Origin of the sequence: Vibrio aquimaris, assembly GCF_009363415.1 — a bacterium.
Lineage (GTDB): Bacteria > Pseudomonadota > Gammaproteobacteria > Enterobacterales > Vibrionaceae > Vibrio > Vibrio aquimaris.
The window spans coordinates 1,363,897-1,388,659 of record NZ_CP045350.1; the positions used below are offsets into that span (position 1 = coordinate 1,363,897).

23 protein-coding genes, 1 pseudogene and 1 riboswitch are annotated in these 24,763 nt (G+C 41.3%); of the genes and pseudogenes, 15 read left to right on the top strand and 9 right to left on the bottom strand.

Going from position 1 to position 24,763, the window contains the following annotated elements; genetic code table 11:
* The first annotated feature begins 119 nt into the window (after positions 1–119).
* Positions 120–262, top strand: a riboswitch (FMN riboswitch).
* Between the two features lie 104 nt (positions 263–366).
* Complete coding sequence (ribB, locus tag FIV01_RS06390; RefSeq protein ID WP_152430249.1) at positions 367–1,023, top strand: 3,4-dihydroxy-2-butanone-4-phosphate synthase; 657 nt, start codon at positions 367–369, stop codon at positions 1,021–1,023.
* A 69-nt stretch (positions 1,024–1,092) separates the two neighbouring features.
* On the opposite strand, the gene FIV01_RS06395 is transcribed toward ribB, so the two are convergent.
* On the bottom strand, positions 1,093–1,539 hold the full coding sequence (locus tag FIV01_RS06395; protein WP_152430250.1) for a DUF417 family protein: 447 nt from the start codon (positions 1,537–1,539) through the stop codon (positions 1,093–1,095).
* A gap of 142 nt (positions 1,540–1,681) precedes the next feature.
* Positions 1,682–3,217 (bottom strand): hypothetical protein, encoded by a 1,536-nt coding sequence (locus tag FIV01_RS06400; protein ID WP_152430251.1) that lies wholly within the window; start codon positions 3,215–3,217, stop codon positions 1,682–1,684.
* Between the two features lie 153 nt (positions 3,218–3,370).
* Between FIV01_RS06400 and FIV01_RS06405 the strand changes: the two genes are divergently transcribed.
* The 5 genes from FIV01_RS06405 to FIV01_RS06425 all read left to right on the top strand — a co-directional run bounded on the left by FIV01_RS06405 (position 3,371) and on the right by FIV01_RS06425 (position 6,708).
* On the top strand, positions 3,371–3,967 hold the full coding sequence (locus tag FIV01_RS06405) for a DJ-1/PfpI family protein (protein ID WP_152430252.1): 597 nt from the start codon (positions 3,371–3,373) through the stop codon (positions 3,965–3,967).
* A 424-nt stretch (positions 3,968–4,391) separates the two neighbouring features.
* Positions 4,392–4,970 carry a winged helix-turn-helix domain-containing protein gene (locus FIV01_RS06410; RefSeq protein WP_281361395.1) on the top strand — a complete coding sequence of 193 codons (579 nt, stop codon included), beginning with the start codon at positions 4,392–4,394 and terminating at the stop codon, positions 4,968–4,970.
* The gene (locus tag FIV01_RS06415; RefSeq protein ID WP_152430253.1) at positions 4,963–5,412 is read left to right on the top strand and encodes a hypothetical protein; all 450 of its coding nucleotides are present in this window, start codon (positions 4,963–4,965) and stop codon (positions 5,410–5,412) included. The genes FIV01_RS06410 and FIV01_RS06415 overlap by 8 nt, the downstream gene beginning before the upstream one ends.
* A 167-nt stretch (positions 5,413–5,579) precedes the next feature.
* Positions 5,580–6,263: a winged helix-turn-helix domain-containing protein gene (locus FIV01_RS06420; protein ID WP_152430254.1), complete on the top strand. Its 684-nt coding sequence runs from the start codon at positions 5,580–5,582 to the stop codon at positions 6,261–6,263.
* Positions 6,256–6,708 carry a hypothetical protein gene (locus FIV01_RS06425; protein ID WP_152430255.1) on the top strand — a complete coding sequence of 151 codons (453 nt, stop codon included), beginning with the start codon at positions 6,256–6,258 and terminating at the stop codon, positions 6,706–6,708. The genes FIV01_RS06420 and FIV01_RS06425 overlap by 8 nt, the downstream gene beginning before the upstream one ends.
* Here the strand turns inward: FIV01_RS06425 and FIV01_RS06430 are convergent.
* From FIV01_RS06430 to radD, 4 genes are all read right to left on the bottom strand, one after another.
* Positions 6,702–8,045 (bottom strand): ATP-binding protein, encoded by a 1,344-nt coding sequence (locus FIV01_RS06430; RefSeq protein WP_152430256.1) that lies wholly within the window; start codon positions 8,043–8,045, stop codon positions 6,702–6,704. The two genes, FIV01_RS06425 and FIV01_RS06430, sit on opposite strands and share 7 nt — an antisense overlap.
* On the bottom strand, positions 8,035–8,694 hold the full coding sequence (locus FIV01_RS06435; protein WP_152430257.1) for a response regulator transcription factor: 660 nt from the start codon (positions 8,692–8,694) through the stop codon (positions 8,035–8,037). The genes FIV01_RS06430 and FIV01_RS06435 overlap by 11 nt, the downstream gene beginning before the upstream one ends.
* Before the next feature lie 11 nt (positions 8,695–8,705).
* Positions 8,706–9,056: a PepSY domain-containing protein gene (locus FIV01_RS06440; RefSeq protein WP_415846721.1), complete on the bottom strand. Its 351-nt coding sequence runs from the start codon at positions 9,054–9,056 to the stop codon at positions 8,706–8,708.
* Positions 9,057–9,209: 153 nt separating this feature from the next.
* On the bottom strand, positions 9,210–10,946 hold the full coding sequence (gene radD / locus FIV01_RS06445; RefSeq protein ID WP_152430259.1) for a DNA repair helicase RadD: 1,737 nt from the start codon (positions 10,944–10,946) through the stop codon (positions 9,210–9,212).
* Between the two features lie 73 nt (positions 10,947–11,019).
* On the opposite strand from radD, the gene rsuA reads away from it, so the two are divergent.
* The 4 genes from rsuA (at position 11,020) to FIV01_RS06465 (ending at position 14,894) form a co-directional block, all read left to right on the top strand.
* Positions 11,020–11,721, top strand: coding sequence for a 16S rRNA pseudouridine(516) synthase RsuA (rsuA, locus tag FIV01_RS06450; RefSeq protein ID WP_152430260.1), 702 nt, complete (start codon positions 11,020–11,022; stop codon positions 11,719–11,721).
* Positions 11,722–11,879: 158 nt separating this feature from the next.
* Positions 11,880–13,085, top strand: a complete 1,206-nt coding sequence (locus FIV01_RS06455) for a Bcr/CflA family multidrug efflux MFS transporter (RefSeq protein WP_152430261.1) — start codon at positions 11,880–11,882, stop codon at positions 13,083–13,085.
* Positions 13,085–13,744 carry a DUF2913 family protein gene (locus tag FIV01_RS06460; RefSeq protein WP_152430262.1) on the top strand — a complete coding sequence of 220 codons (660 nt, stop codon included), beginning with the start codon at positions 13,085–13,087 and terminating at the stop codon, positions 13,742–13,744. Before FIV01_RS06455 ends, FIV01_RS06460 begins: the two co-directional genes overlap by 1 nt.
* Before the next feature lie 118 nt (positions 13,745–13,862).
* A complete protein-coding gene (locus FIV01_RS06465; RefSeq protein WP_152430263.1) occupies positions 13,863–14,894 on the top strand; it encodes an SGNH/GDSL hydrolase family protein in 1,032 nt (343 codons plus the stop codon).
* Positions 14,895–14,909: 15 nt separating this feature from the next.
* Here FIV01_RS06465 and FIV01_RS06470 read toward each other — a convergent pair whose 3' ends face one another.
* On the bottom strand, positions 14,910–16,340 hold the full coding sequence (locus tag FIV01_RS06470) for a DUF2867 domain-containing protein (RefSeq protein WP_152430264.1): 1,431 nt from the start codon (positions 16,338–16,340) through the stop codon (positions 14,910–14,912).
* 330 nt (positions 16,341–16,670) lie between these two features.
* On the opposite strand from FIV01_RS06470, the gene FIV01_RS06475 reads away from it, so the two are divergent.
* The 3 genes from FIV01_RS06475 to nhaA all read left to right on the top strand — a co-directional run bounded on the left by FIV01_RS06475 (position 16,671) and on the right by nhaA (position 21,435).
* Positions 16,671–17,342 carry an ABC transporter ATP-binding protein gene (locus FIV01_RS06475; RefSeq protein ID WP_152430265.1) on the top strand — a complete coding sequence of 224 codons (672 nt, stop codon included), beginning with the start codon at positions 16,671–16,673 and terminating at the stop codon, positions 17,340–17,342.
* Positions 17,323–19,776, top strand: a complete 2,454-nt coding sequence (locus tag FIV01_RS06480; RefSeq protein ID WP_152430266.1) for an ABC transporter permease — start codon at positions 17,323–17,325, stop codon at positions 19,774–19,776. Before FIV01_RS06475 ends, FIV01_RS06480 begins: the two co-directional genes overlap by 20 nt.
* A 492-nt stretch (positions 19,777–20,268) precedes the next feature.
* A complete protein-coding gene (gene nhaA, locus FIV01_RS06485; RefSeq protein WP_152430267.1) occupies positions 20,269–21,435 on the top strand; it encodes a Na+/H+ antiporter NhaA in 1,167 nt (388 codons plus the stop codon).
* 57 nt (positions 21,436–21,492) lie between these two features.
* Here the strand turns inward: nhaA and FIV01_RS06490 are convergent, their stop codons facing one another.
* Positions 21,493–22,110: an OmpA family protein gene (locus tag FIV01_RS06490; RefSeq protein ID WP_246210433.1), complete on the bottom strand. Its 618-nt coding sequence runs from the start codon at positions 22,108–22,110 to the stop codon at positions 21,493–21,495.
* Between the two features lie 2 nt (positions 22,111–22,112).
* Positions 22,113–23,426, bottom strand: coding sequence for a TolC family outer membrane protein (locus tag FIV01_RS06495; protein ID WP_152430269.1), 1,314 nt, complete (start codon positions 23,424–23,426; stop codon positions 22,113–22,115).
* A 146-nt stretch (positions 23,427–23,572) separates the two neighbouring features.
* Here FIV01_RS06495 and FIV01_RS06500 point away from each other — a divergent pair.
* Together FIV01_RS06500 and FIV01_RS06505 are read left to right on the top strand one after the other, a co-directional pair.
* Positions 23,573–23,773: pseudogene (locus FIV01_RS06500) on the top strand (GNAT family N-acetyltransferase); the annotation flags it as partial.
* Between the two features lie 62 nt (positions 23,774–23,835).
* Positions 23,836–24,657 (top strand): nucleotidyltransferase domain-containing protein, encoded by an 822-nt coding sequence (locus FIV01_RS06505; RefSeq protein WP_152430270.1) that lies wholly within the window; start codon positions 23,836–23,838, stop codon positions 24,655–24,657.
* The last annotated feature ends 106 nt before the right edge of the window (positions 24,658–24,763 follow it).

Sequence of the window (24,763 nt, forward strand, 5' to 3'; positions counted from 1 at the left end):
GCGATTGTTTAAAGGTTATCGATAACTCATCACAGATAGATGTTGAGTTATTTGATATTAGTCCTATTCATTTTTGATCCCTTTTTATAACATATCGGCGTTTACAATGTTAAGTTGTAAGTTATTCTCAGGGCGGGGTGAAATTCCCCACCGGCGGTAAATTCAAAACAAGAAAAGCCCGCGAGCGCTCGAGTTTTCGAGGACAGCAGATCTGGTGAGACTCCAGAGCCGACGGTTAAAGTCCGGATGAGAGAGAATTGAAGCACATAGAGGACTTGCTGCTGTATTTTATACGGCACCTATAAGTGTGTGTTGTTTTATAACTCCCATTGCCCTGGTTCTGGTCTTAATAAGTTGGAGAAAACCATGAATCAGACATCTATCCTTGCCGATTTCGGTGAACCTATTACTCGCGTAGATAAAGCGATTGCTGCTCTTCAAGAAGGGCGTGGTATTTTGCTTCTTGATGATGAGTCTCGTGAAAATGAGGGTGATTTAATATATTCAGCGCAGTATCTGACTGCTCAGCAGATGGCGTTAATGATACGAGAATGTAGCGGTATTGTTTGTTTATGTTTGACAGACTCTGATGCTAATAAGCTGGATTTACCGCCGATGGTTGAAAAAAATAGCAGTGTAAACCAAACGGCTTTTACTGTAAGTATTGAAGCGAAAGTCGGTGTGACTACTGGTGTTTCAGCCAAAGATCGAGTCACAACGGTAAAGACAGCGATAGCAGAAACCGCGACTCCAGATGACCTCGCTCGTCCGGGACATGTTTTCCCTTTGCGCGCTCGCAGTGGAGGTGTGTTTTCGAGACGAGGGCATACAGAAGGCACAGTTGATCTAATGACATTGGCTGGTCTTCATCCTTCAGGCGTTCTGTGTGAGCTCAGCAATCCTGATGGTTCTATGGCGAAAACGCCTGAAGTTGTTTTATTTGCCCAAAAACATAATATGCCAGTGTTGACTGTTGAAGATATCGCCTTGTATCGAACGCAATTAGAACGTCATTCAGCTTAAGGTTTACTTATTTTAGGTATCCTTTCTCAGGAGCCAAAAAGATACTATCTTCATGGCTCCTTCTTTGGGTTAGTTGCTTGGCTTATTTCTTTCAATAATGCTTATCGATACGGCAAGGAACAAAATATCTTTTACTAAGAAAAAGTTGGTGACTAATACACCATCCGAGACTTTCCAAGTATTAGGCGTTGTGAGCAAAAAGCTTAATGTTGTGATGAAGATAGCTGCCGCAGCGATACCAGAATAAAACGCAATCTTCGGCTTTTTAATGCCCACAATAAGCCCAATGGCGACAATAATTTCTGCTGCCCCTATCAGATTAGACACCGCTTGAATAGAAAAAAGGTCATAAAGCCAATTCATCGCGAAATGATTTTCGACTAAAGGTTGAATCAGCTTGGCTTCGGTCGGCGTAAATTTATAAATACCGATCCAAATCAGCACGAGTGCTACGCCGAAAACGCCAACAAGGTAACCAATATTGTCAGTCTTTGTATTGTTCTTTACAGCATGCATAAAATCTTTTTTCTCTTAATTAGCATGAGAACAAAGACCTAAAGCTTAATGAAAAACTTTCATTAAAAATACTAATCTATCAATAAAAAATCGTTATTCTGGATTGCCTTAGGTATTGTCGTGCTGGATGATAGAAATGTTGTTAGTTTGGGGCTCGGAGCAGCGCATTCCATGTGACTCTTACAAATTCATCGATGTGTTTATCTGCACCATTACCACTGATTTTATCTTCAAGAGGATGTTCGCCAACGATATCCGATACAAATATCCCGGGTATGATAGTGACAGAGCAGGGGCTATCATTAACTGCATTGAATATATGCGCCGTTTCTACATCGACCGTTGCTACTTTTTTCTCTTGTTGTTGTGCGAGCCAAGACTTTGTTTCAATGAGCGGTGAATCGACAGTGGTGTTAGAACAAGCAGTTGTATTGATGCGTGAAAATTTAGTGGGTATCAGGACTTCGGTATTGCTCAAATTCACAACATTACCTTGGTAAGATGAATGATTTAGGTGGATATAATCACCTATCTGTGCATCGCCAGTAATTCGGCCACCCGCACCACACATCACGATTTTGTTAAAACCTGATTCGGCAAATGTCTTAACCGCGTCGTAAGATAACTCGCCATTGGGCATTCTCAACGCCGCAATTGATACTGTCTTGCCATTGTTTGTGATAGTGACTTCATCAAAAGTAAAGGGGCCGATTTTGTGATTGTGTGGGTTGAGCTTTTTGTATCCTTCACCCTCATGTTCACCCGAAAGGCTAAAGATTTGGTTGGCGATCGATTCCATGACTTTCCAGCGAGCACCGATATAGAGAATTTTTTCGTCTGCTTGAATTTGAGCTAACTGAGACTTTAAACTTTTTATCGATGAAGCTTTCAGTGCGTCAATACTGCCAATGGAGGTTAGCTTGGTTGCGACATCAATTCCCGAGAAGTGGAATTGAAGTATCTGATGTTCAAGGCGTGTATGAGAGCCTATTCCAGATACTATTATTTTGTTTTCATTTGTCTGATGGTTGTTTAAAAGATAGAAGTGAGTTGAAGTGGGAGAAGATACCTTAAAGCATGTGTCAAAACCTTGGCTTTTATAGTGGTTGGCTACGTCTTGATCACTGGAGTTAAAAAGAAAAAACTCTGCACCGTGTTTGCTGATGAGATCAACTAGTCCTGATGGAAGTCTGTTGGCAAGATAAGCATTGATATTGACAGTGTGCTTTGCATCTGTGCTAGGTAGTTTTACAGGTTTATTTTGAAGTAAACTTGTGGCCTTCTGAAAGCCATTAAGGTTTTCTGCATGGGCAGGATGTATTTTTTGTAAGCTTAATTGGTCGAGGCTGAATATCTTGCTTGTCCCAACTCGCTTTATATCATCTACAGATAGGTATCGTGAAGGAGGCTCTGAGGAAGTAAGCGCTCGAACTATCTGAGATTTTGGAGCTGCTACATAAGGGTTTTTATCTTCAAACCCAGCTCTAATGGCATTCATTCGGTCTCCAGCCTGACGGATCTCCATCATTAATAATGTCGGTAAATGACGTGTATTCGATGGAAGGCTTGTATCATTGGATAACTGGCTGATGCGTCTTATATTTAACGGCTGGTCGGCTCTTGGTAGGTCTGGCTGGTCAAGTAGCGCAGAATTCAGAGCTATACTTGATAACTTCATTAGAATTTTTCATTCTGTGGTAGGTGTAATGCTATCATCTAACGTTATGGTTTTATGGGATAACGTCCATAAAATAAATGCTTCTTATTTCGTAATTTCAATTTTTATCACTTAGGGAGCTGTGTAGTATTAAGAGTGGTGCATGGAGGCACAATGAATATTGGTATCTATATTTATGATCATGCAGAAGTATTGGATTTTTCTGGACCATTTGAAGTCTTTAGCACAGCAAAGCGCCTAGGAGCCGAGGATATTAATGTATTTATGATTTCTGAGAGCGATAAACCAGTTTTCGCTCGTGGTGGCTTTAAAGTGTTAGTACACTATTCATTACAAAATCATCCTAAAATAGATTGGTTAGTTGTTGTTCGAGGCCTGCACCAAAATGAAATGATGAAGGCTGATATCATAAGCTGGTTAGCTCTTGCAGCCGATTATGCTGAACTGGTTGCGTCTATTTGTACAGGCGTTTTTCTTTTAGCAAAAGCAGGCTTACCAAATGAGCTAACTGTTACAACTCATTGGGAAGATATTGAGGATTTATGCGTTCAATTTCCTGATTTGAATGTTGTCAGAGATAAGCGCTGGGTACGATTGGGAAAGTACATAACGTCAGGTGGAGTTTCCGCTGGTATTGATATGAGTTTACACCTAGTCGCTACGCAATATGGTTTATCGTTTGCGAAAAAAGTCGCTCGTCAAATGGAGTATAATTTGTCAAATACCAATAGAGTACACCTGAACACTTAAAAACTTTATTTATAAAGGCATTGAAGTCTAACCCTTGTTCAAAGCTTCACATTAGTAACCCTGATTAATACACCATAAAATCTACCTCGAGGTTTCTGTATGAATTTTGATCATGTTGTGGGTTTTAAATACAAGATAATTAAACGAGTTCAACATGATTTAATTAGTGTATAGATTCTAATACTTATGTTTGTGATGTTTATTTATACGAAATCACTCGCTGGTCTGCAACGCAGATAACAATTCATGATGAAATTGTGAGATAGGACCACAAAGTTTTTGTTTTTCTTAGATTTTAAGATATCGTATAGCGACATAACCTAGTGCCTTTATTCAGTTTATGTCGATACTGATAATTAATGAAAACCTTATTTTAAATTTACTAGCGGGCTCAGTAGAAGATATTACAACCGGTTATAAATCGATGCTGGGAGGTAATGAGGTTGCAATGCTCAAATTCATGGTTGAGCATCCAAGTCAGCCACTCACCAAGTCTATTCTTCTTGAACAGGTATGGCACAAAAAAGGTGTTATTGTTGAAGAAAGTAGCCTGCTTCATTGTATCTCAAGCTGTCGTAAAGCTCTGCGTGATAAAGATGCTGAGATTATTAGTACGGTTCGTGGGGTGGGGTACCAATTTAATGGTGATATCAGAGATTATGAGCCTGAAACCATTACTCCGATAGCTAATCAACAGCCTGACATTAATGGTCCTTTAAATGACTCAAGTTGGTTAGTTTTAAATAAACCGCGTAGTGCTTACCTAGCAATGTTTGTATTCAGTGCTCTATCCAGTCACTGGTTGGTTTCTTCCTGGGTGTCACCTTGGGTTGAAGCTGAGTACACTGAGACCTTTTATACGAAATGCACCCTATCAACTCAATCTCCACTTGTTGTTAACCAAGTTCGAGCATTTGAGACAGACAACCAAGTTATTTTAATTAAAGAGGATGGAACGTCTATTAGCTATCGTCCAAAAGATGTGGAGGTGGTTTGTGAATAAGATAATATGTTCTGTCAGCATTATTACGGGAATGCTAGTGGGTGGTTTATCTGCATACACAAGTTCGCCAACGATGAATCGCAGTTTTGAGAGTAAAACAGAGATTATTGTTCCTACTAGACAAGGTAGTGAGAATATAGGTTTATTAACTCAGCTGAACTTTAAACGTTCAGGTCAGTATGAAATGTACTTTCTCACTGATGATTTGATTGGCTTTAATGTATCTGGACAATACGGGTTTAGTTCCAATGGTCTATCTCTGATGCCAAGCTCTGCTGAGCGAGTTATACCTCATGGAAAGGAACTTTCCATTATAGAAACTATGTTCAGCCAACACGGTATGCACTCTATGGAAGATCTAAAGATCATTCGCCTTGATGATGATAATACGATATTGGTTGCGCCAAGGTATTCATATTTATACTCTAGTGTTTACATATAGTAGATATGATATTCGTTTTATTTTGTATTTTTCACTATAAAAATCAATGCTTTGATATTTTTTAATAATGCTTCATATTGAAACATCATCAAGCTGACAGTCCTCTAACTTTGGATAAAAAATCTTAGGTATAAAAAGCACTACCAGTTATTGACCTAAGAGAACTCATGTTAATCATAAACGGAAATTCGATTTTCGATTCTAAACGTGGCTATATTCAAAATCTAAATAGTAATGTTCGTTACCCTATTGGGGTTAATGAGATCGCCTTGCTTAACTTGATGATTGATGAAGCAGGTAAAACGTTGGCCAAAGATGAACTCATGCATCATGTCTGGCAGAAACGCGGTATAGTGGTTGAAATGAGCAGCTTGATGCATTGCATTTCCAGTTGTCGCCGTGCTTTTGAAGACCGTTCTGGAGAGGTAATTAAAACCGTACGTGGTGAAGGGTATCAGTTTGTCGGAACTGTGGAAAATTACCAGCCAGATTACGAACCTAGTGAAATCCAAATACCAGTTATTGATGCTGAACCTACACAGTTAATTGAAAATGAGGTTGCTCATAAGCCTAATATTCGAAAGCAGACATTATTAATGGCTGCGGGGTTATTTTTTTGTTCGGCACTCACCAGTTACTTAATCGTAGAGAACATGCGCTCTCCTCTTTCAGATATATCATTTGAACAAAAACACTTTAGCGCATGTTGGTTTTCTCCAGACTCTAACGGTACCAAAGTTCGTTATCAAGACGTTAATTTATACGACTTTGGAGAGTTAACTTTATTAGTTGATAAAACTGGCCGCTCTCTGAGTTTTCGACCTAAGAGTGGGGTGTTGAGTTGTGAGTAAACTGTCAGCAGTTCTTATTATCATAGTGGGAGCAATGTTGGGGGCCCTGATCGCTTATTTGAATAATAACACCATTAACCGACATATGAGCAGTCACACCGTAGCCCATGTGTCTTCGGTGGTTCCTGATAACAACTTCGGTATTACTTTACCTCTTCGACTTGAACTAATACTGAAAGAAGACAGCAGCTATGGCGTCTATGCTCTTTTGCCAAAGAGCCAAGTTGGATACACCAGCTCAGGTTGGTATGAACTCGATAGTGACGGAATATTTTTTGTCATCGGAAAGCACAAACGTTTGAAATTAGAACCTAAAAGAAATGGAGTGATAGAACAGTTGTTTGTTCGCCAAGGAGCCTTTGATGGGCACATGAAGCTAGTAAAACTCGGTGAGCATAGTGCTGCATTGGTTGGCAGTAAAGTTGCTCTGCACATGATCTACTGAGCGAGCTTCATAGATAGAATGACTTTTAATCCCCCTAGACCACTTCGACCTAGCGTTAATTTGCCTCGATAGCTGTGTGCCATTTCGCAAACAATATTGAGACCTAAACCTGTCCCAGGCATGGTTTCATCCAAGCGAACACCACGCTTAATGACGGTACCTAGTTTTTGTTCTGGTATTCCAATACCATCATCCTCTATCATAATGTCGATTGTTTCAGGGCTATCTTTTTGTAATAAAGAATGGACACGAATAATGCTGCTTGACCATTTGTAAGCGTTTTCAATAAGGTTGCCTAGCATTTCATCAAGATCGGTTTTCTCGACTGCAACGCTTATACTGCTGTCTAACTCATTAATAAGGCTAATACCTCGTTCTGTGTATACTTTATCGAATGCCATGGAAATGGCGTCCACGCGTTCTGATGGATTAGCACTGACAGACAAAATATTTTTTGCGCCAGCCATCCTAGCTCGGCCTAAGTGGTAATCAATTTGATTTTGGATTTGGTCTATTGGCGGGCGCAGTTGCTCTTGAGTTGCAGAGTCTTTTGTGGATATATCATTCTTGAGTACAGAGAGTGGAGTTTTTAGTGCGTGGGAGAGGTTTCCAGCATGGTGCCTAGCTCGCTCAAGCAGCTCTTGATAGTGAAAAACTAAGGCATTTAGGTCCGAAACAACAGGCGCAATTTCTTTTGGATATTCTTGGTCTAGTTGTGTTTTTTTCCCCATACGCAACTGCGATAATTCCTTGTGCATTTTGTTTAGCGGGCTTAAAGACCATTGCACCTGAATAATGATTAACGCCAAAATGCCAATGTAGAGAAGCGCTAGAATGAACCATAACTGGCTCATAAGATTACGAACTGTATCCGTTATGGGCTGTTGGTCAGTACCAATAGTAACATCGATAGGGCCAGAATAGTCTGGGTAGTACAAGGTTGATTGAATATAGATAAGTTTTTCATCGCGCGCCCCTAATAAGTCATGTTCATTCTTAATCGTTAAGTTCTTGTCCCATAATGAACGTGAGCGAAGTAAGGCTTTATCCGTTTTAGCTGACCAATAAAAACCGCTGTATGGGCGCGTAAATCTAGGATCGGAAAGGGGAGAAGTTAATTTAAGATTTCCTTTCTCGTCGGCTTCAAGGGCGGCAGCTATTTCATCCATATAAATGGATAGTTGTTGTTTAGTATCTTCCTGCATGTACAGATACACTTGCGAAGGCATCATGACACCTGCTGCAATTATCATTGCGGTCAACCAAACAACAGCGGCAAGTACTAAGCGGCTTTTGAGGCTAAGGCGTTTGATGAACCTTATCTTCCTAATTGGCATTAAGTTGATACCCCAAACCTCTGACGGTTTTGATTACCTTAGGCGAGATTTTCTTCCTGATACGGCCAATGAAGACTTCAATAGTATTAGAGTCGCGGTCGAAATCCTGCTTGTAGATATGTTCGACTAACTCTGAGCGTGAGATAACTTTTTCAGGATTGTGCATGAAATAAGCAACAACTTTATACTCTAGCGCAGTCAAATCAATGGCTTGTCCTTGCCACATCACCTTAGATGTTCGTGTATCTAGGCTTAGGCAGCCCATCTGCATTATCGGAGACGCGTTACCGGAAGCTCGGCGGAGCTGTACGCGAATCCTAGCAATAAGCTCGACCATTTCGAAGGGTTTAGTTTGATAGTCATCTGCACCGGCATTCAGTCCTTCGACTCTTTGAGTCAGACCATCTCTTGCACTAAGAATAATAATAGGGGTATTTATGTTCTCATCACGAATACTTTTTAAAACAGTGAGGCCATCTAATTTTGGTAAGCCGAGGTCAAGTACAATTGCATCCCACTGTTCCGATGTTGCACGGTAAAGAGCGTCAACCCCATCTGTTGATAGTTCAGGAACCCAGCCGTTTTTTTCTAACGACTCGATTATTTGTTCGCCTAAGCGAGGTTCGTCTTCGACTACAAGTATTTTCATTGTGATGCCGTTTAGTTTTTTAGGGCTTGTTTAAAATTCCGACCTTCAATCAGAATCATTTCTAAAGTTTGAGCGTTGTATTTGACTTTGATGATGTTGTTATTGTAATTCAGCTTGAGTTCATAGACCCAAACATCATCGTCTTCTTCGAGTTCTACTTTGATAATGCGGCCACGAAGATCTTTTTCAACCATAGTGTAAAGCTCGGAAAAGTGGCGGATATAGCCTTTATGAACAGCATCATAGACTTCATCTTGGTCTTCTTCGAACTCGACTTCAGCTCCAGCATGATGAACGTCCTGCACCAAGGCATGGCCGTCTTTATTCGATTCTGTTTTAGTATGTGCCGAAGTACTTGCCATAATACAAAGGGCAGCAATAAGTGGGCCGACTAACTGCTTATTAAACATCACGTTATCTTGCTATAAAATTCTACGCTTGAGTATAACCAATCTTTTATGAATACAAAGTGAATATTGGACCATAAAATGACATCAAACCTTGTCGCGAAAAAATCACGTCAGTTCATCAGCAAATATCTTATCGCGTATTTTCCAAAATCGCCCTGACTTTCTGGCAATGATAAACTGTGGTGGTCGGAAGCGATGCTGGTGGTTGACAATTTTAGTCGGAGAGGACTCTTCAAAAGGTCTATGCTTGTCGGCAAGGTGAGATCTGACAAAAAAGTCCTTAAAGTCCTGCTTTTGTTTTGGTGTGGATAATGACCAAAACTCATGGACTTGCGCTTGGTTATCACCAACATAGGATACCTTTAGACAATTTTTGCCTTTCTCATTTTTGTGTAGGGCTAGGTCCATAGCTAGGCACTCAAAAACAAGCGCATCTTTTAGCCTTAATGCCTCTTTAAGCTTTTTGTCAGGATCGACTAGCGTCGCGTCGCACTGGTGACAAACCCTTGCCGATATATCATTATCCGCACCACATTCGTTGCAATATTTTGCTCTAAAACGGTAGTCACAATGTTCTCTTTCTTGACTGGTTTTATCCTCAAAAAAACCTTGGCATTTTCGTCCATAGTGTTCGATGAGAAATCCATTACTGTCGAGTTTGCCCCAAAAGTTGTTGTTAAAACCACATGCAGGGCAGGGAATAGTGATAATTTCGCTATCTTGGGAAGGTTTAGGTTCGCCCACTTCTGGTTGGTAAAGATCATAACTATTGCCCGCATAATCGAGCACTAAACATTCGGTTTTTCCTGAACTTAAGCGAAGCCCCCTACCGACAATTTGCTGATATAAGCTGATAGATTCGGTCGGGCGTAAAATAGCAATTAGGTCCACATGCGGTGCATCAAACCCTGTGGTTAATACAGATACATTCACTAAAAACTTGATGTTTCGATTTTTGAAGCCATTGATTATTGAATCACGCTCAGAGACTGTGGTGTCACCGATAACTAAAGCCGATTCGTTAGGGGGAAGTAATGACAATATCTCTTGAGCATGGCGGACTGTAGAGGCAAAAATCATAACACCTTGCCTATTATGTGCATGGTTAATAATTTGCTGAACAATTTGCGGGGTGGCTCGTTTTGCTTGGTCAATAACCATGTCCAACTCATGCTCTTTGTATCTACCAGTGCTGGATGGCTTTAACTGCGAAAAGTCATAGCTAAGTATGGGGGCATCCATCATGCGAGCTGGAGTCAAAAAGTTTTGGTCAAGTAGGTAACGGATAGGTAACTCAAAAATACAATCTCGAAAGAATCTCGGTTCTTTTGTCCGAACAAGGCCACGCGTATGGTATTGATAAATCCATCCCATTCCGAGACGGTAGGGGGTTGCGGTAAGACCAAGGACTTTAATGCCTGGGTTTAATTCTCGTAAGTGATGAATGACCTTTTGATAGCTGGTGTTCTTGTCGTCTGCCACCCTATGGCATTCATCAATCACGAGTAGAGAGAACTGGTTTTTGAAATCATCTAAGTTTCGAACCACCGATTGGACAGAGGCAAAAATGACTTGCTTATCGGTTTCTTTTCGGCCTAGCCCCGCAGAATAAATAGCCCCTTCGAGCTGATAACCTTCGTACTTGGCATGATTTTGCTCAACCAGCTCTTTGACATGTGCCAAGACCAGTACCTTCCCTTTAGCCAATCTAGCCAGCTCAGCAATAACAAGGCTTTTACCTGCGCCAGTTGGTAGCACCAAGACTGCTGGACTTGAGTGTTTTCGAAAATAGTGGATCACGGCTTTCACCGAATCAGTTTGATAAGGTCGTAATGTATACATAAATCGCGTGAAACTACTCAACTATTTGGGCTAGGGACTCTATAATACCTTACCCGATGTGGATGAGGTAATCATGCGTTTAGATAAATACTTATGTGATGCTTTGGGTGCAACACGTAAAGAAGCAACAAAAATAATCAAAAGTGGTGACGTTACTGTGAATGACGTCATACAAAAAAATGGTTCTGTCAAAGTAACGGACAACAGTGTGGTGGAGTGGCAGGGGAGGGAAATTCAAAAACCTGGCCCTCGTTATATTATGCTGTTTAAACCGGACGGCTTTGTTTGTTCTCACGAAGATGGATTTAATCAGACGGCATTCATGTTGTTGGATGAGGTGAAGATGGAGGATCTCCACTTTGCTGGGCGTTTAGATGTGGATACGACAGGTTTAGTGCTTATCACAGATGATGGAAAATGGTCTCATCGCATCACCTCACCAAAGCATAAATGTGAAAAGACTTACCGTGTTTGGCTTGCTGACCCTATTGGCTCTGACTACGCAGAGAAGCTTGCTCATGGAATAGAGCTACGCAACGAAAAAATGCCGACTCTACCCGCTAAACTAGAGATCGTTGATCCTAAAGAAAATGAGCTTTTATTGACGATTACAGAGGGTAAGTATCATCAGGTTAAACGTATGTTTGCGGCACTTGGAAATAAAGTTGAACATTTGCACAGAGAACGTATCGGTCAGATTGAGTTAGATGAAACCCTAGAGCCAGGCGAATACCGTTTTCTCACTCAAGAAGAAATAGATTCAGTCTGGCACTAGTCAGTTAAATTGGAAATGGTTTAGTTCCAAATAGGAAGTAGTTTTTTACACTTTGTTAGCTCAATATAGTTTGTATAAATAGTACACTTGTATTGATAACTGCTTTCTATTTGTCTCTAGCCAAGCGGCTAGCAGTCCCAAAATATTTATGGAGACTTATGCCTAATCACGCCCTCTCTTCATCCTCTTCTCACACCACTACTTATCTACTCTTTTTTGTATTGGGAGCCGTCGGTGCTTTAACGCCGCTAGCTATTGATATGTATTTGCCAGCAATGCCAAACCTTGCTCGTGATTTGGGTGTTGCAGAAGGGTCAGTGCAGATCACTTTAACAGTTTATACAGCAGGGTTTGCCATAGGTCAGCTTATCCAGGGCCCATTAGCTGACAGTTATGGCCGAAGACCAGTTCTGATAATAGGAGTAGCATTATTCGCGGTTGCTTCTGTCATGAGTGCTTTAGCTGAGGGGATCGACGCCCTGATATTGATACGAGGGATTCAGGGCTTTGCTGGTGCTGCCGCCGCGGTGATTATTCAGGCTATAGTCCGTGATATGTTTGATCGAGAAGACTTTTCTCGTGCAATGTCTTTTATCACTCTAGTGATTACCGTAGCACCACTCATTGCACCTTTGTTGGGAGGGTATATCGCTATATGGTTTGGTTGGCGTGGCATTTTTTGGGTATTAGCTGTGTTTTCTTTAATCGTTATAGCGCTTGTGCAGTGGAAAATTCCTGAAACTCTGAGAGAGGAAAATAGGCAGCCTCTTCACTTAGTATCAATATTGAAACATTATGCCGGTTTATGCCGTAGCCCAGTTGTGGTTGGATTAATATTTTCAGGTGCTTTTTCCTTTGCTGGTATGTTCTCGTTTCTTACCGCAGGCTCTTTTGTTTACATCAATATATATCATGTAGAACCTAATGAGTTTGGTTATTTATTTGCTTTAAACATTATTGCCATGATTATTATGACTATGATTAATGGCCGTTTTGTAAAAAAAATCGGTTCGCATGCGATGTTAAAGCTGGCACTATCGATCCAACTTTTCGCAGGAGTTGGTTTATTTATTGGTTGGATTCTTGACCTAGGCCTATGGGGCACTGTACCTTTCGTGGTCCTTTTTGTTGGAACAACAGCTACCATCGGAAGTAATACAATGGCTTTATTACTAAGTGGCTATCCGACAATGGCTGGCACAGTTTCATCACTCGCCGGTACCCTTCGTTTTGGTACTGGGTCTGTGATGGGAGGCACTATTGCATTTATGCCTGATGGTGTTGTTTGGCCAATGATTAGTGTTATGACGACGTGTTCGATATTGTCCACGACGTGTTACTGGATATTTGGAAGAAAGGCATAATGTCTCTGTATACAACTGAAATTCAAAACTTAGTTAACTGCGCATTGCAGGAGCTCGCAAGCGAACATAAAACGGGCAAAGTAGTGGATGCCCCTGTCTCTAATAATCACTATTTGGTGAGATGGGTAACGCGGGCGATAAAATCACAGCGGTTTAATCGCTGTGTTCAGGGAGATTTGACTCGATGGCAGAAAGAGGGAAGATCTAAAGGTAATAACGCAGCTCTTATGAATACGTTCCAACGTATTGCGAAATTTTATGCGGATTTCCTTCCTCTCAATTCTGCACATCGCCAGATAAAAGATCATGAGATTAATGACTTCTTGGATTCCATGGAGGAACAGGGCTGGGAGGTGTCAACGTCAGAGCCGCTCATCAATTGTGGAAAGGTTCAGATCTTTACGGAAGGACCAGACTCTTTTGCACTTTGTTCAAAACAGTGTGACGACTGCTTTGATGGTGAGGACTTAGTAAAGCCAATGAGTTGGTTTGTTCGCGGAAATCATGCCTTATTTATAGAAAAGGCAGCAAATGCCGGATTTATGCTGCACAAAATCACGGATTATAAGTCCAACGTCAAATATCATGGCGAGTACTTGGTTTACCCGGCGAACCAAGGCGAACAATTGGCTGAAATACCTATTGGGTATCCTCTCTAAACTCATATTAGTGAAGTGACTCTTTACAATACTTATCGGAAGTATATGAGCTTAATAATGGTGCCTAAGCTGTCTGTTATTTAGCCATATTCCATGAATATTAGAATAGAGTCACGACATGAGATTATTAACCCTGTTTGCATTACTATGCCCGTTTTATGTATTGGCGAGTGATTTTAAGAGCATTTCTAGCTTTGGTGATAGCTTATCAGACTGCGGCAATAAATTTGCTGTTTCCCAAGAGTTTAATTTAGCGACAAAAGGTGCTGTTCTTGCCTCAACGTCCGCCCCAAATTGGCAAGGCAGGGCAAGTAATGGTCGAGTATGGACCGAGTATCTCGCCCAAATGCTAAAACTTCCACCCGTATCCCCGGCAAGGGTGGAGATCAATACTGACATCCATGTAGAGAAACGAGATGAAAAAAGCTCATACTTTATTCATATGGAGCCATTGCTAGGCAATAATTGGTCAGTTGGTGGTGCTATGGCTTTAGCAGGAAACTTCAATAATCTTAGTAAAGGCCAAGATGTGCTCTCGTTTAGTGGTGGGAAAGTGCTGCCTAATTCAAGCTTACAGATATCAAACCGTATCGCTGCGAAGGGTGCTTTCCAAAAAGGTACAATCGTTACTTATATGGTCGGGACTAATAACATGTGGTATAGCTTGTATGGTGAGCTAGGCCAAACCGGAGCAGAGGCTGCTGCTATGGTTGCAGTCGATATACGTGAACTCATCGATAATGAAGCAGAAACTATCATAGTTTCGAACATACCTGATTTCTCAGCAGCGCCATGGTTACAAGATAAAGCTGTGCAAGCGGAAGGTTTTATACGCAATTTTAACCAGATACTTGAAAACCAGCTTAAAGATATTAACCAAGCAAACCCAACCGTAAATATTGTTTACGCAGATGCTTACACCTTCTATAAAAACATCAAAGAAACGGTTCTAGAAGAGGGGCTTTATGAGGATAAAATGCTCAACATCAAGTTGACGAATGTGAAAGATGCATCGTTTGAAGTTGAAACCGGAGAGGTCACAGGCAATCCCGAACAATTTATGTATTGGGATGGCATTCACCCAACAACTAATATGCATAAACTTTATGCAAAGTATGTTTCTGAAGTAGTAAAAAGCAGTATTAATTAGGGTTTTAAATGCTTTTCAGCGCTTCTGAGCTTTGTTTACGATGGCACGGACCATGCCTTTGAATATAAATATATGCGCCGGCATCATGGCAAACCAATACAAAAGCCCTCTAAACCCTTGTGGGTGCCACCATGCAGTAACGCTGAGCTTACGCGTGTTACCTAAATCTTTTAGTGAAAATTCTAAACGCCCCAGCCCTGGGGCTTTAAGACCGAATAATAAAGAAAGGAATTGCTTTTTCTCATAACGAATAACTTTCCATGAGTCTATATAATCCCCAACTTTCATCTCTGGACTAGAGGGGGCGCGCCTGATAGGGCGTTTGCCTCCAAATGGTAAATCGAGCCATTCTCTGATTCTCCATAATAAATTAGCGTAAAAATAGCTTTCCTCTCGACTCCCAAACAGTTGGATTATCCCCCAAAGCTTATCGGCGCTGACTTGGGTTTGAATACTTGCGCCTGTTTGTTTCGGGTAGTAGCCATAACCTGGCTGCCAGCGTTTAAATGCTGTTGGATCGTATCCCCAAACTTCGCTTTCTATATAATCACTTTCCGCTGAGATGGCTTGTTGGACCATTTTTTCATAACCAATTAAATTTTGAGGGTATCGCTTATGAACGGCTTGCCAGTCTGCAACAAAGTCATGCTTCAAACCAGAAAGCAATGCTGCACCTATCGATTTAGGGACAGAGGTGATTATTCCAAGCCAATACGAGGCAAACTTTGGTGTCAGTAGATTAGTGGAAAAAATCCGAATAGGCTTATTTATTGTTTGACTAATAACCTCAAGTTGTTCCCTATAAGTGAGGATATTCGGTCCTCCAACCTCAAATAGATTATGTGTTGTTGGCGTCTCTTTCACCAGTTCGATTAAATAATGATTTAAGTTTTCAAGCGCGATTGGGTTGGCTTTGCAATCAATCCATTTAGGCGTTATCAACAAAGGCATATTAAAAACGAAATCGCGCATAATTTCGAACGCAGCCGAACCGGGACCAATAATGACACCAGCTCTAAGTTCAGTTACTGGGCGGCCAGCCTGACGTATGATATCACCCGTCATTAGCCGTGCTTTTAGATGCTCGGAATCGCCAGTCTGAGGTTGAAGGGCACTAAGATATATGACGTGTTGTACATCGCTGTTTTTGAGCGCGGATTTAAAGTTAGTTGCAAGGGAAAGTTCATATTCGAGAAAGTCGTGACCATGGGCCATTCCATGAACGAGAAAGTAAATAATGTCGAACTTTGCAACCGTATGTATTGTGGTTTCTTTATCGGCTAAGTCGAGATAAATGAGGGACAGATTATTGCGAGGTCGTACTCGAGCCTTAAGGTAATCAATTTGTCTCGCTGCTGCCGTGACATGGTAACCCAAGTCGCATAGCTTTGAGAGTAGTTGGGAGCCAACGTATCCTGATGCACCTAGCACTAATATTTTTTTCATCGTATTCCTTCTTACATCAAAATCCGAGCTTTTATTTTTGAAATACTGGCGCAGACCTATAGGAGCTGATAAGCACGAGAATTGGTATATTTATAATTTCTGTTTATACGTTAGCTTATTGATTGGTAAATCGAAAACGATAGTTATCGTCGGATCTCTGTAGTTAATAGATCGTCACAGTTTTTGATCAAACCTTGAAGTGTTCCGAAAACTCATTGTTGAGTGAATGAAAATTAGAACGCCTTGCGTGAGCCAGTATCCAAAGTTCTTTCTCAAGGCCGCAATTTAGTGTAGATTCACAGTCCAATTTTAAAAATTGTGAGATTTTTGATGCTGCAACTAACAGACCTTTGTAAAGGTTATGTGGATGGTGGAGAGTTTCACCCTGTACTACAAGGTGCTGAGTTGCTATTGGATCAAGGCGAGCAAGTGGCTTTGATGGGCGAGAGTGGTTCCGGTAAGAGCACGTTACTCAATCTTATCGCGGGGATTGATACAGTTGATTCAGGAGAGATCCTGTTCCCTCACTTTTCAATGCATCAAGTAGATGAAAACCAACGGACCTCATATCGCAGGGAAAATATAGGGCTTATATTTCAGCAGTTCAATCTAATCCCTACCTTAAACATCGCGGATAATATACGTTTTTGTCGACAGCTAAAGGGGCTACCTGAAAACATAGCTCTGTGGCGTCAAATTCTCTCATCGCTCGATCTTATGCCACTACTGGGGCGATACCCTGAAGAAGCTTCTGGCGGCCAGCAACAGAGAGCTGCCATAGCTCGTGCTTTATACATGGAGCCCAAGTTATTACTCGCGGATGAGCCCACAGGCAGTTTAGATGAACGTAATGCTGAAGCTGTGATGCGGTTGCTAACGAGCTTAACTCGAGAACTAGAGTGTACACTGCTATTGGTTACTCACAGTGAGCAAGTCGCGTCTCATATGAAAGGAAGGGTGCGCCTCCAAGGAGGGCTGTTACATGTTATGGCCAGTAGTTAAGGCATTATTGGGCCATTACAGACGCTACCCTTTTCAAATCATTCTTGTCTGGCTTGGTCTTACCTTAGGTGTATCTCTTTTGGTCGGTGTTACATCTATTAACGATCATGCGAAAAGTAGTTATCAGCACGGAGAAAAGCTTTTTTCTAACCCCCTTCCATACCGAATCCGCCCTAAGCACATTACTAATAAGATACCGCAAGGCTTTTACGTACAACTTCGACGAGATGGATTTGACCAATGTGCGCCTTTTGACCGTCTAAGACTCAACCTCAGCGACGGTTCTGAACTGATTTTAGTTGGCCTTGATCCCCTTGCTATGTGGCAGTCCCACCAAAGCCAAGATTTGAAAGACTTTCCTTCACTTCCTCTAATGGCAACTCCTCACCCAGTAATGGTTGGCTCTGATCTAGCAGCCTATATGGACTGGCAAGATGGAGACCAAATGACGTTGAGTAGTGGCAGTACGCTGGGGCCTATTATTGTCGATAAACTTGGCTTGATTCATGGTACACAAGTGATCTCTGATATGTCACTGACAAGGATGATAGAGCGTAAAGCAGGCATTTCTTTCATTGCGTGTGGAGAAATGAATGTTGAGAAGCTCACTCATTTAAAAAACTATTTACCTAATGGAATGATTATAACGAGGAGTTCCCATACCGAGATTGAATCTATAACACGTGCATTTCATATTAATTTGAGTGCTATGGGGATGCTGGCTTTTCTCGTAGGTCTGTTCATTTTTTACCAAGCAATGTCTTTGTCTTTGACTCAAAGGCAGCCTCTTGTTGGTATTCTTCGCCAAACTGGTGTATCCGGAAGCCAGCTCACTGTTGCTTTGGGTATTGAGCTATTGCTCCTGATCTTTTTCAGTTGGTTGTGCGGGAATCTTTTGGGGATAGTTCTTGCCAATCAGCTAATACCTGCGGTGTCAGGTAGCTTGCGAGATTTGTATGATGCCAATGTCGAGCTTGCTGTTTCATGGAGCTGGTCATCAGCAATATACAGCTTAGCTATGTCAATGATTGGGGCTTTTTTAACATGTGCATGGCCGACAGTAAGATTGCTTCGAACTCAGCCAGTAAGTCTAACTACTAGATTGTCATTAGCGCGCTTTTCTGGTACTGAATTTTCACTACAAGCTGCATTCGCATGTGTATTATGCATTGTTGCGATTGCGATTTATCAGGCACCACAAACGCAAGTCTCTGGGCTCGTCATTATTGCTCTTATGCTAGTGAGTGTGGCATTGTTTACGCCATATTTTATTTGGAAACTCTTTGATAGCCTTTCATACGTGCTTAAGTGGCCTAAAGCGAGATGGTTTTTCTCTGATGCTGCTGTCAGTATGAGCTATAGAGGGGTTGCAACAATGGCGTTTATGCTGGCAATGGCTGCGAATATTGGTGTAGAAACTATGGTCGGTAGTTTCCGTGATACAACTGATAGGTGGTTGAGCCAGCGCTTAGGCGCTGATCTGTACATATACCCCAGTGTTAACTCTGTAACTAGGATGACTGGTTGGCTGTCTGAACAACCTGAAGTCGAGTCTGTTTGGTGGCGATGGGAGCAGCAGATTGATTTGGTAGATGAAAAGATTCAAGCAGTTAGCACGGGCCACTCTGACGGTGAGTGGGATTCTCTCACCGTAAAAATAGGTGTCCCTAATTACTGGTATCATTTGCACCATTCTAAGGGGGTAATGATTAGTGAATCAATGGCAATTAAACGAGGTATTCGTCCTGGCGACTATATTGATTTATTTGGCCAGTTGGGTAAACGCTGGCAGGTACTGGGTGTCTATTATGATTATGGCAACCCATATAATCAGATAATGTTGTCTCACCAAAACTGGTTAAAAGCGTTTAAAGATAGTGGTTCGGTGACTCTGGGAGTGATACTCCAAGATGGTGTGAATATTTCAGGCTTAAAACATCGTTTGGAATCAGTTTTCCGAGTGGGTGCGGAACGAACTTATGATAATAGTCATATCCATAAGAAAGCGATGAAGGTTTTCGATCGAACCTTTTCTATTGCAGACACTCTTGGCAACATCACGCTTGTAATAGCAATCTGCGGTATTTTTTTCGCCAGTCTGGCAGGGGAAGTTTCCCGACAAAGACATATCTCATTACTAAGATGTTTAGGAATAACAGGAAAAGAGCTGGTTCTCATGGGGAGCTTACAATTGTTTCTTTTTGGTGCTATTTCAGTATTTATCGCTTTGCCTCTAGGCCTAGCTTTAGCTAATTTGATCGTTGATATTGTTATGAAGCCTTCCTTAGGTTGGACTCTAAGCCTCCAGCTGCTCTCCGGAGAGTATTTCCAAACTAGCATTATGGCGATGTGCTCTCTTATGCTTGCGGGAGCTCTGCCAACGATGAGAATGATTAGGCATACGCCAATGAAGTTTGTACGGAACTCTTTATAGCATAACTAAGGTTAAGGGCCAGTAGTGATTGTTGGCGGTGCATGCTGTGCTCAGAGTTATTACAACAAAGGCCATCGGTAGCATCGTTATACCGAAATATGAACCTCAATAAAAACTCAAATTGTTTTATATATGACAATGACTTAAAGTGCGAATGGCAACCGGAGCCATCCTTTTTTGATGCTCTATTGGTAATGTAGAATCAAGACATTTGTCTCCCATTAAGCGTCCGGTTTTTTACTCTTGATGGACTGTCAAACCGGAAGGGCACTAAGTTTTTGGTATTTATCTCAAGAGTTGTTGTTTATATTGGTAATTCTCTGAATTTACCTATAATTAAGACAGGAATAAATGTGGTGTTACTCTTTAATTGTCGAAAATACCGAAGTGTAACCTCCAAACAAGCGATTTTTCCTGAAGGATATCTATGCGTAAACTCAGCTCTAGTGTTTGTTCATCGTGTATTAACATAATAATTTAAGGGACGATATCATGAACGATATTATTCGCCACTTCTTTAAAATGGAGTCAGCTGGAGGCATTCTTCTCGTCATTGCAGCAGCAATCGCAATGACTATCGCCAATACACCGCTTAATGATGTTTATCAATCGGTTCTTCAGTCTTATGTGCTAGGTTTGTCTGTTTCACACTGGATTAATGATGGTTTGATGGCGATATTTTTCCTCATCATTGGCCTTGAGGTGAAGCGTGAATTACTCGAAGGGGCACTTAAGTCGAAGGAAACCGCAATATTCCCTGCAATCGCAGCAGTGGGGGGCATGTTAGCTCCGGCTCTCATATACGTTGCTTTTAACTATAGTGATGCGGATGCCATTCGTGGCTGGGCTATTCCAGCGGCAACTGATATTGCTTTTGCGCTCGGCATTATGGCTCTTTTAGGTAACCGTGTTCCCGTAAGTCTGAAAGTCTTCCTATTGGCATTAGCTATTATTGATGATTTAGGCGTAGTGGTGATCATCGCTCTCTTCTACACAGGAGAATTGTCTACCACAGCGTTGGGTGTTGGCTTTGCAATGACAGCAGCGCTATTTATCTTAAATGCCGCAAAAGTTACTAAGCTCACCCCCTATATCATAGTCGGTGCGATACTTTGGTTTGCTGTATTAAAATCGGGTGTTCATGCAACATTAGCCGGAGTAGTCATAGGCTTTGCAATACCTTTGAAAGGTAAGAAAGACGAAGAATCACCTCTCAAGAAAATGGAGCATGGGCTGCATCCTTATGTCGCTTTTGGAATTCTTCCGGTATTTGCGTTCGCTAATGCAGGTATTTCACTTGCGGGTGTTTCGATTGATGGCCTAACGTCTATGCTCCCACTGGGAATTGCTCTTGGTTTGTTAATTGGAAAACCAGTGGGCATTTTCACTTTCAGTTGGGTGGCTGTGAAAGCTGGGGTTGCTAAACTGCCGGAGGGCATAAACTTCACTCATATATTCGCAGTATCGATTTTATGTGGTATTGGTTTCACTATGTCGATATTTATATCGTCTTTGGCCTTCGGTCAAGCTAATCCAGAGTACGATACATATGCGAGATTGGGAATCTTGATGGGCTCCACTATATCAGCGGTTCTTGGGTATATACTTCTTCGAGTATCACTTCCCGATAGTACCAAAATGGCAGATAAACCAGCCTAATCTAAATCGGAAAAGTTGCGCTCCTCACAAAAGGAGCGCTTTTAGTTTGCAGAAGAATCATTTCTCTATGATGCTAAATATAGTCCACTCTTCAACTACTATTTCATCTAGACCGATAACACTTGCTGTCACACTGCGGTTTGCAGCATGAGCGACTTCATCATCACCTTCGTCTTCCAGACGGCTTTCGCCAAATCCAACGATAGTAATGCGCTCAGGTGCTATGCCGTAATACAATAGTTCGTCCTGTACAGCTGCTGCTCTTTTTTTCGATAAATTAAGATTATATGCTGCTGAGCCTACTTTGCTTGTGTAACCACGTATTTGAATCGATGCAGACATATATTTTTCCAAGAAGTCGGCCATTTCTTGTATTTGGTCTGAAAATACAGGATTAACTTCGTATGAATCGTGTTCGAAAAGGACTCTTAATGCCCGCTCTTCTTGTGCTTTGACCGAGCTCGCACATCCATCATTATCGATTTTTGCGCCCTCTGGGGTATCCGGGCACAGATCTCTTGCATTAACTACTCCATCTCTATCATCATCCGTCAAGTCTGCTACTTGGATTGCTTTGGGTGTATCTATATAACTATACTCATCTTCTATAGCTAGGGAAGTACCAGACAGTGCAACACTGATACTAGTCAGTACAAATATGCCTACACTCTTCATGTTCAATACTCCACTTGTTCCATCCATTCAGGTGGGACAGCAACTAATAAGGAATCTAATAAATTACCAGTAGCATTCATCACTCGATACTTCGCATATTGTTCAGCATAATGCGCATCAAGATAGTCTCTTCGTGCTTCAAACAGCTCGTTTTCCGTGTTGAGAAGATCTAACAGCGTTCTCTGGCCAATTTGATACTGTTTCTCATAGGCGATAACGGTTTCTGAGGCCGAATCAACATGATCGGCAAGAAATTCTTTTTGTTGTAAAGAAAGGTCCAATGCACTCCATGATAATCGTAAGCTTTCCTCTACTTGGCGATAGGCATCATCACGTAAATCTTTTGCTCTGTTTAGTTGGTATGCGGCACGTTCAGAAAGGTCTTTATCAGAACCTCCATTAAAGAGGTTATAGTTCAATCTAAGCATAGCTAGTGATTCATCACTACTACCGACATTGCCTCCCGCATCCTCTCTCCATGTTTGGCTGGCTTCGACCGATATTGTCGGGTAGTAGTTACCTTTGGATTGTTTATACTGGTAACGCGCGGAGTCAACATCAGCCTGGGAGATTTTAATCACAGGATGACTATTGAAAGCAGTATCTAATGCGTCTTTAAGTGTAAGTGGAAGCTTAGACTCATCAGCTTGAGGATAGATTAAACCCAATGGGCTCTGCCCAACTAACCTAGTGAACTGAGTATGAGTGTCGATTAGGTTATTTTGCGCGGCAAGTAGATTGCCGTGAGCTTTAGCAATACGAGCTTCTACTTGGGTAACATCGGCAGTAGATCCAATGCCTGAGTCCGCGCGCTTTTTGATATCACGATATATCTTTTTGTGTACAGCAAGATTGCTCTCAGAAAGAGCAAGAATTTCCGTTGACTTGACAGCATTGAGGTAAACGTCAGTGACTTCTAGTGCTAGATCGGAAGCATCTGCCAATAATTGTAACCTAGATGATTCAGCTTGTGCTGCAGTTCTGTCTATATCGTTTAGAGTTGCATTTCCATCCCATAAAAGTTGAGTGAGTATAATGGATGCTTCTTTCCTGGTTAAGTCTGTATCGGTTCTACCTGATGATCGAGCAGGGCTGATACTCTCTCTACCTAATCCTGCGTCTAAATCAACATTGGGTAAGTAGGCACCAAAAGAGGCATCTGATTCTTTTAGAGCACTTTTGTATAGGTTGAATGTGCTCTTTAGTTCAGGGCTGGTCGCCAACGTAATTGATACTGCTTGCTCAAGAGTTTGGCTATTGCTGGTAAAACCAACTAAAGCGACACTACTTGCCAGAATCGCTTGTTTCCAGTTCAAGGGAGACTCCTTTCAAATCAATCTACTGAAAGCAAGATAAAACTTGTCCCAATTTATCTAATTCTTCCACGTGAAATTTATTGAATAATATAGTGCAACTGACTGAAAAAATGGTAACTTTTTACCAAAAATGCCGATTAAGTATCGAAATTGATCACTTTTTTTGTCACTATAAGTTTCAAGGGAAAGGCGTCGGTCGTGCAATGATGGAATATATTATAGAGCAGGCCAAGCAACGTGGTATCTCAAGACTTTATTCCGAGGTTAGTATTACCGCTCGCCCTTTCTATGAGTCTATGGGATTTAAGCTTGTGCGTGAGCAACAAGTCGAAATGCGAGGCCAATAGTTGACTAACTTTGTTATGGAGCAATATTTGTAGTTAGGTTGTAAATAAAGCGGGTGAATAGCATGTCTGATGAGTTGAATAATGGTCTGGATAGTAAGGGCTTTATAGTAAATCCTTGCTCATTGGATTATCTTCAGCCAGAGTTTCAGCCTTATCTTGAAAATACCATTCAAACTCTTGAATCTACATTTGATAACCAACTACATAGCGTATATCTATATGGCAGCGTTGCGAGAGGAAATGCGAAAAAGTATGTGTCTGATTTAGACATTTCATTAGTATTAAGGTGTCCGATAGAACCAAACATTATTGAGGAGCTATCATCGATCAAAATGCAATTGGAAGCTCAAACTCCAAAGCTATCAAAGATCGACTTTGATCCTGGTTACTTGAAACAAGTCCTCAGTCCCGATGAAGTATATCACTGGCAATTTTGGCTCAAGCATTGTTGTTGCTGTGTATGGGGGACTGATTTATCCCAGCATTTTACGCGTCAAAGGCCAAGTATAAACATTGCATTGGCACTAAATAACGATCTTGGGTTTTTTATGACTGAGCAGCGCTCGAAGGTGGATCAGTGCAATCAAAATACCATTGGAAAAATATTAGCAAAAAAAATGTTGCGTACTGCTTATACACTTAATGCTAACAAAGATAACAGCTGGCATACGGAGTTAAGTCGTTGTGCTGATGTTGTACGATACTATTACCCAAATCATGTTAGATATATAGAACTCGCTATGAGTATGATAACTTCAGGCAAAGCGACTGTAGATGAAATTGATAGCCTTATTAACGGTTGGGGTAACAAGTTATGTGAGCAAATAGAATTACTTGAAAGTACCTCAATCCATTCAAGTGCTGAAAAATCAATTGTAAATTAAATGTTACAATAGAGGTCGGTATTTCCCTTATCCTCATGAAGTTTTTTGACAAACTAGCCCCGTGTTACGTTTTGTTTACAAAATCCACGTATTTTTCCGATTTAAT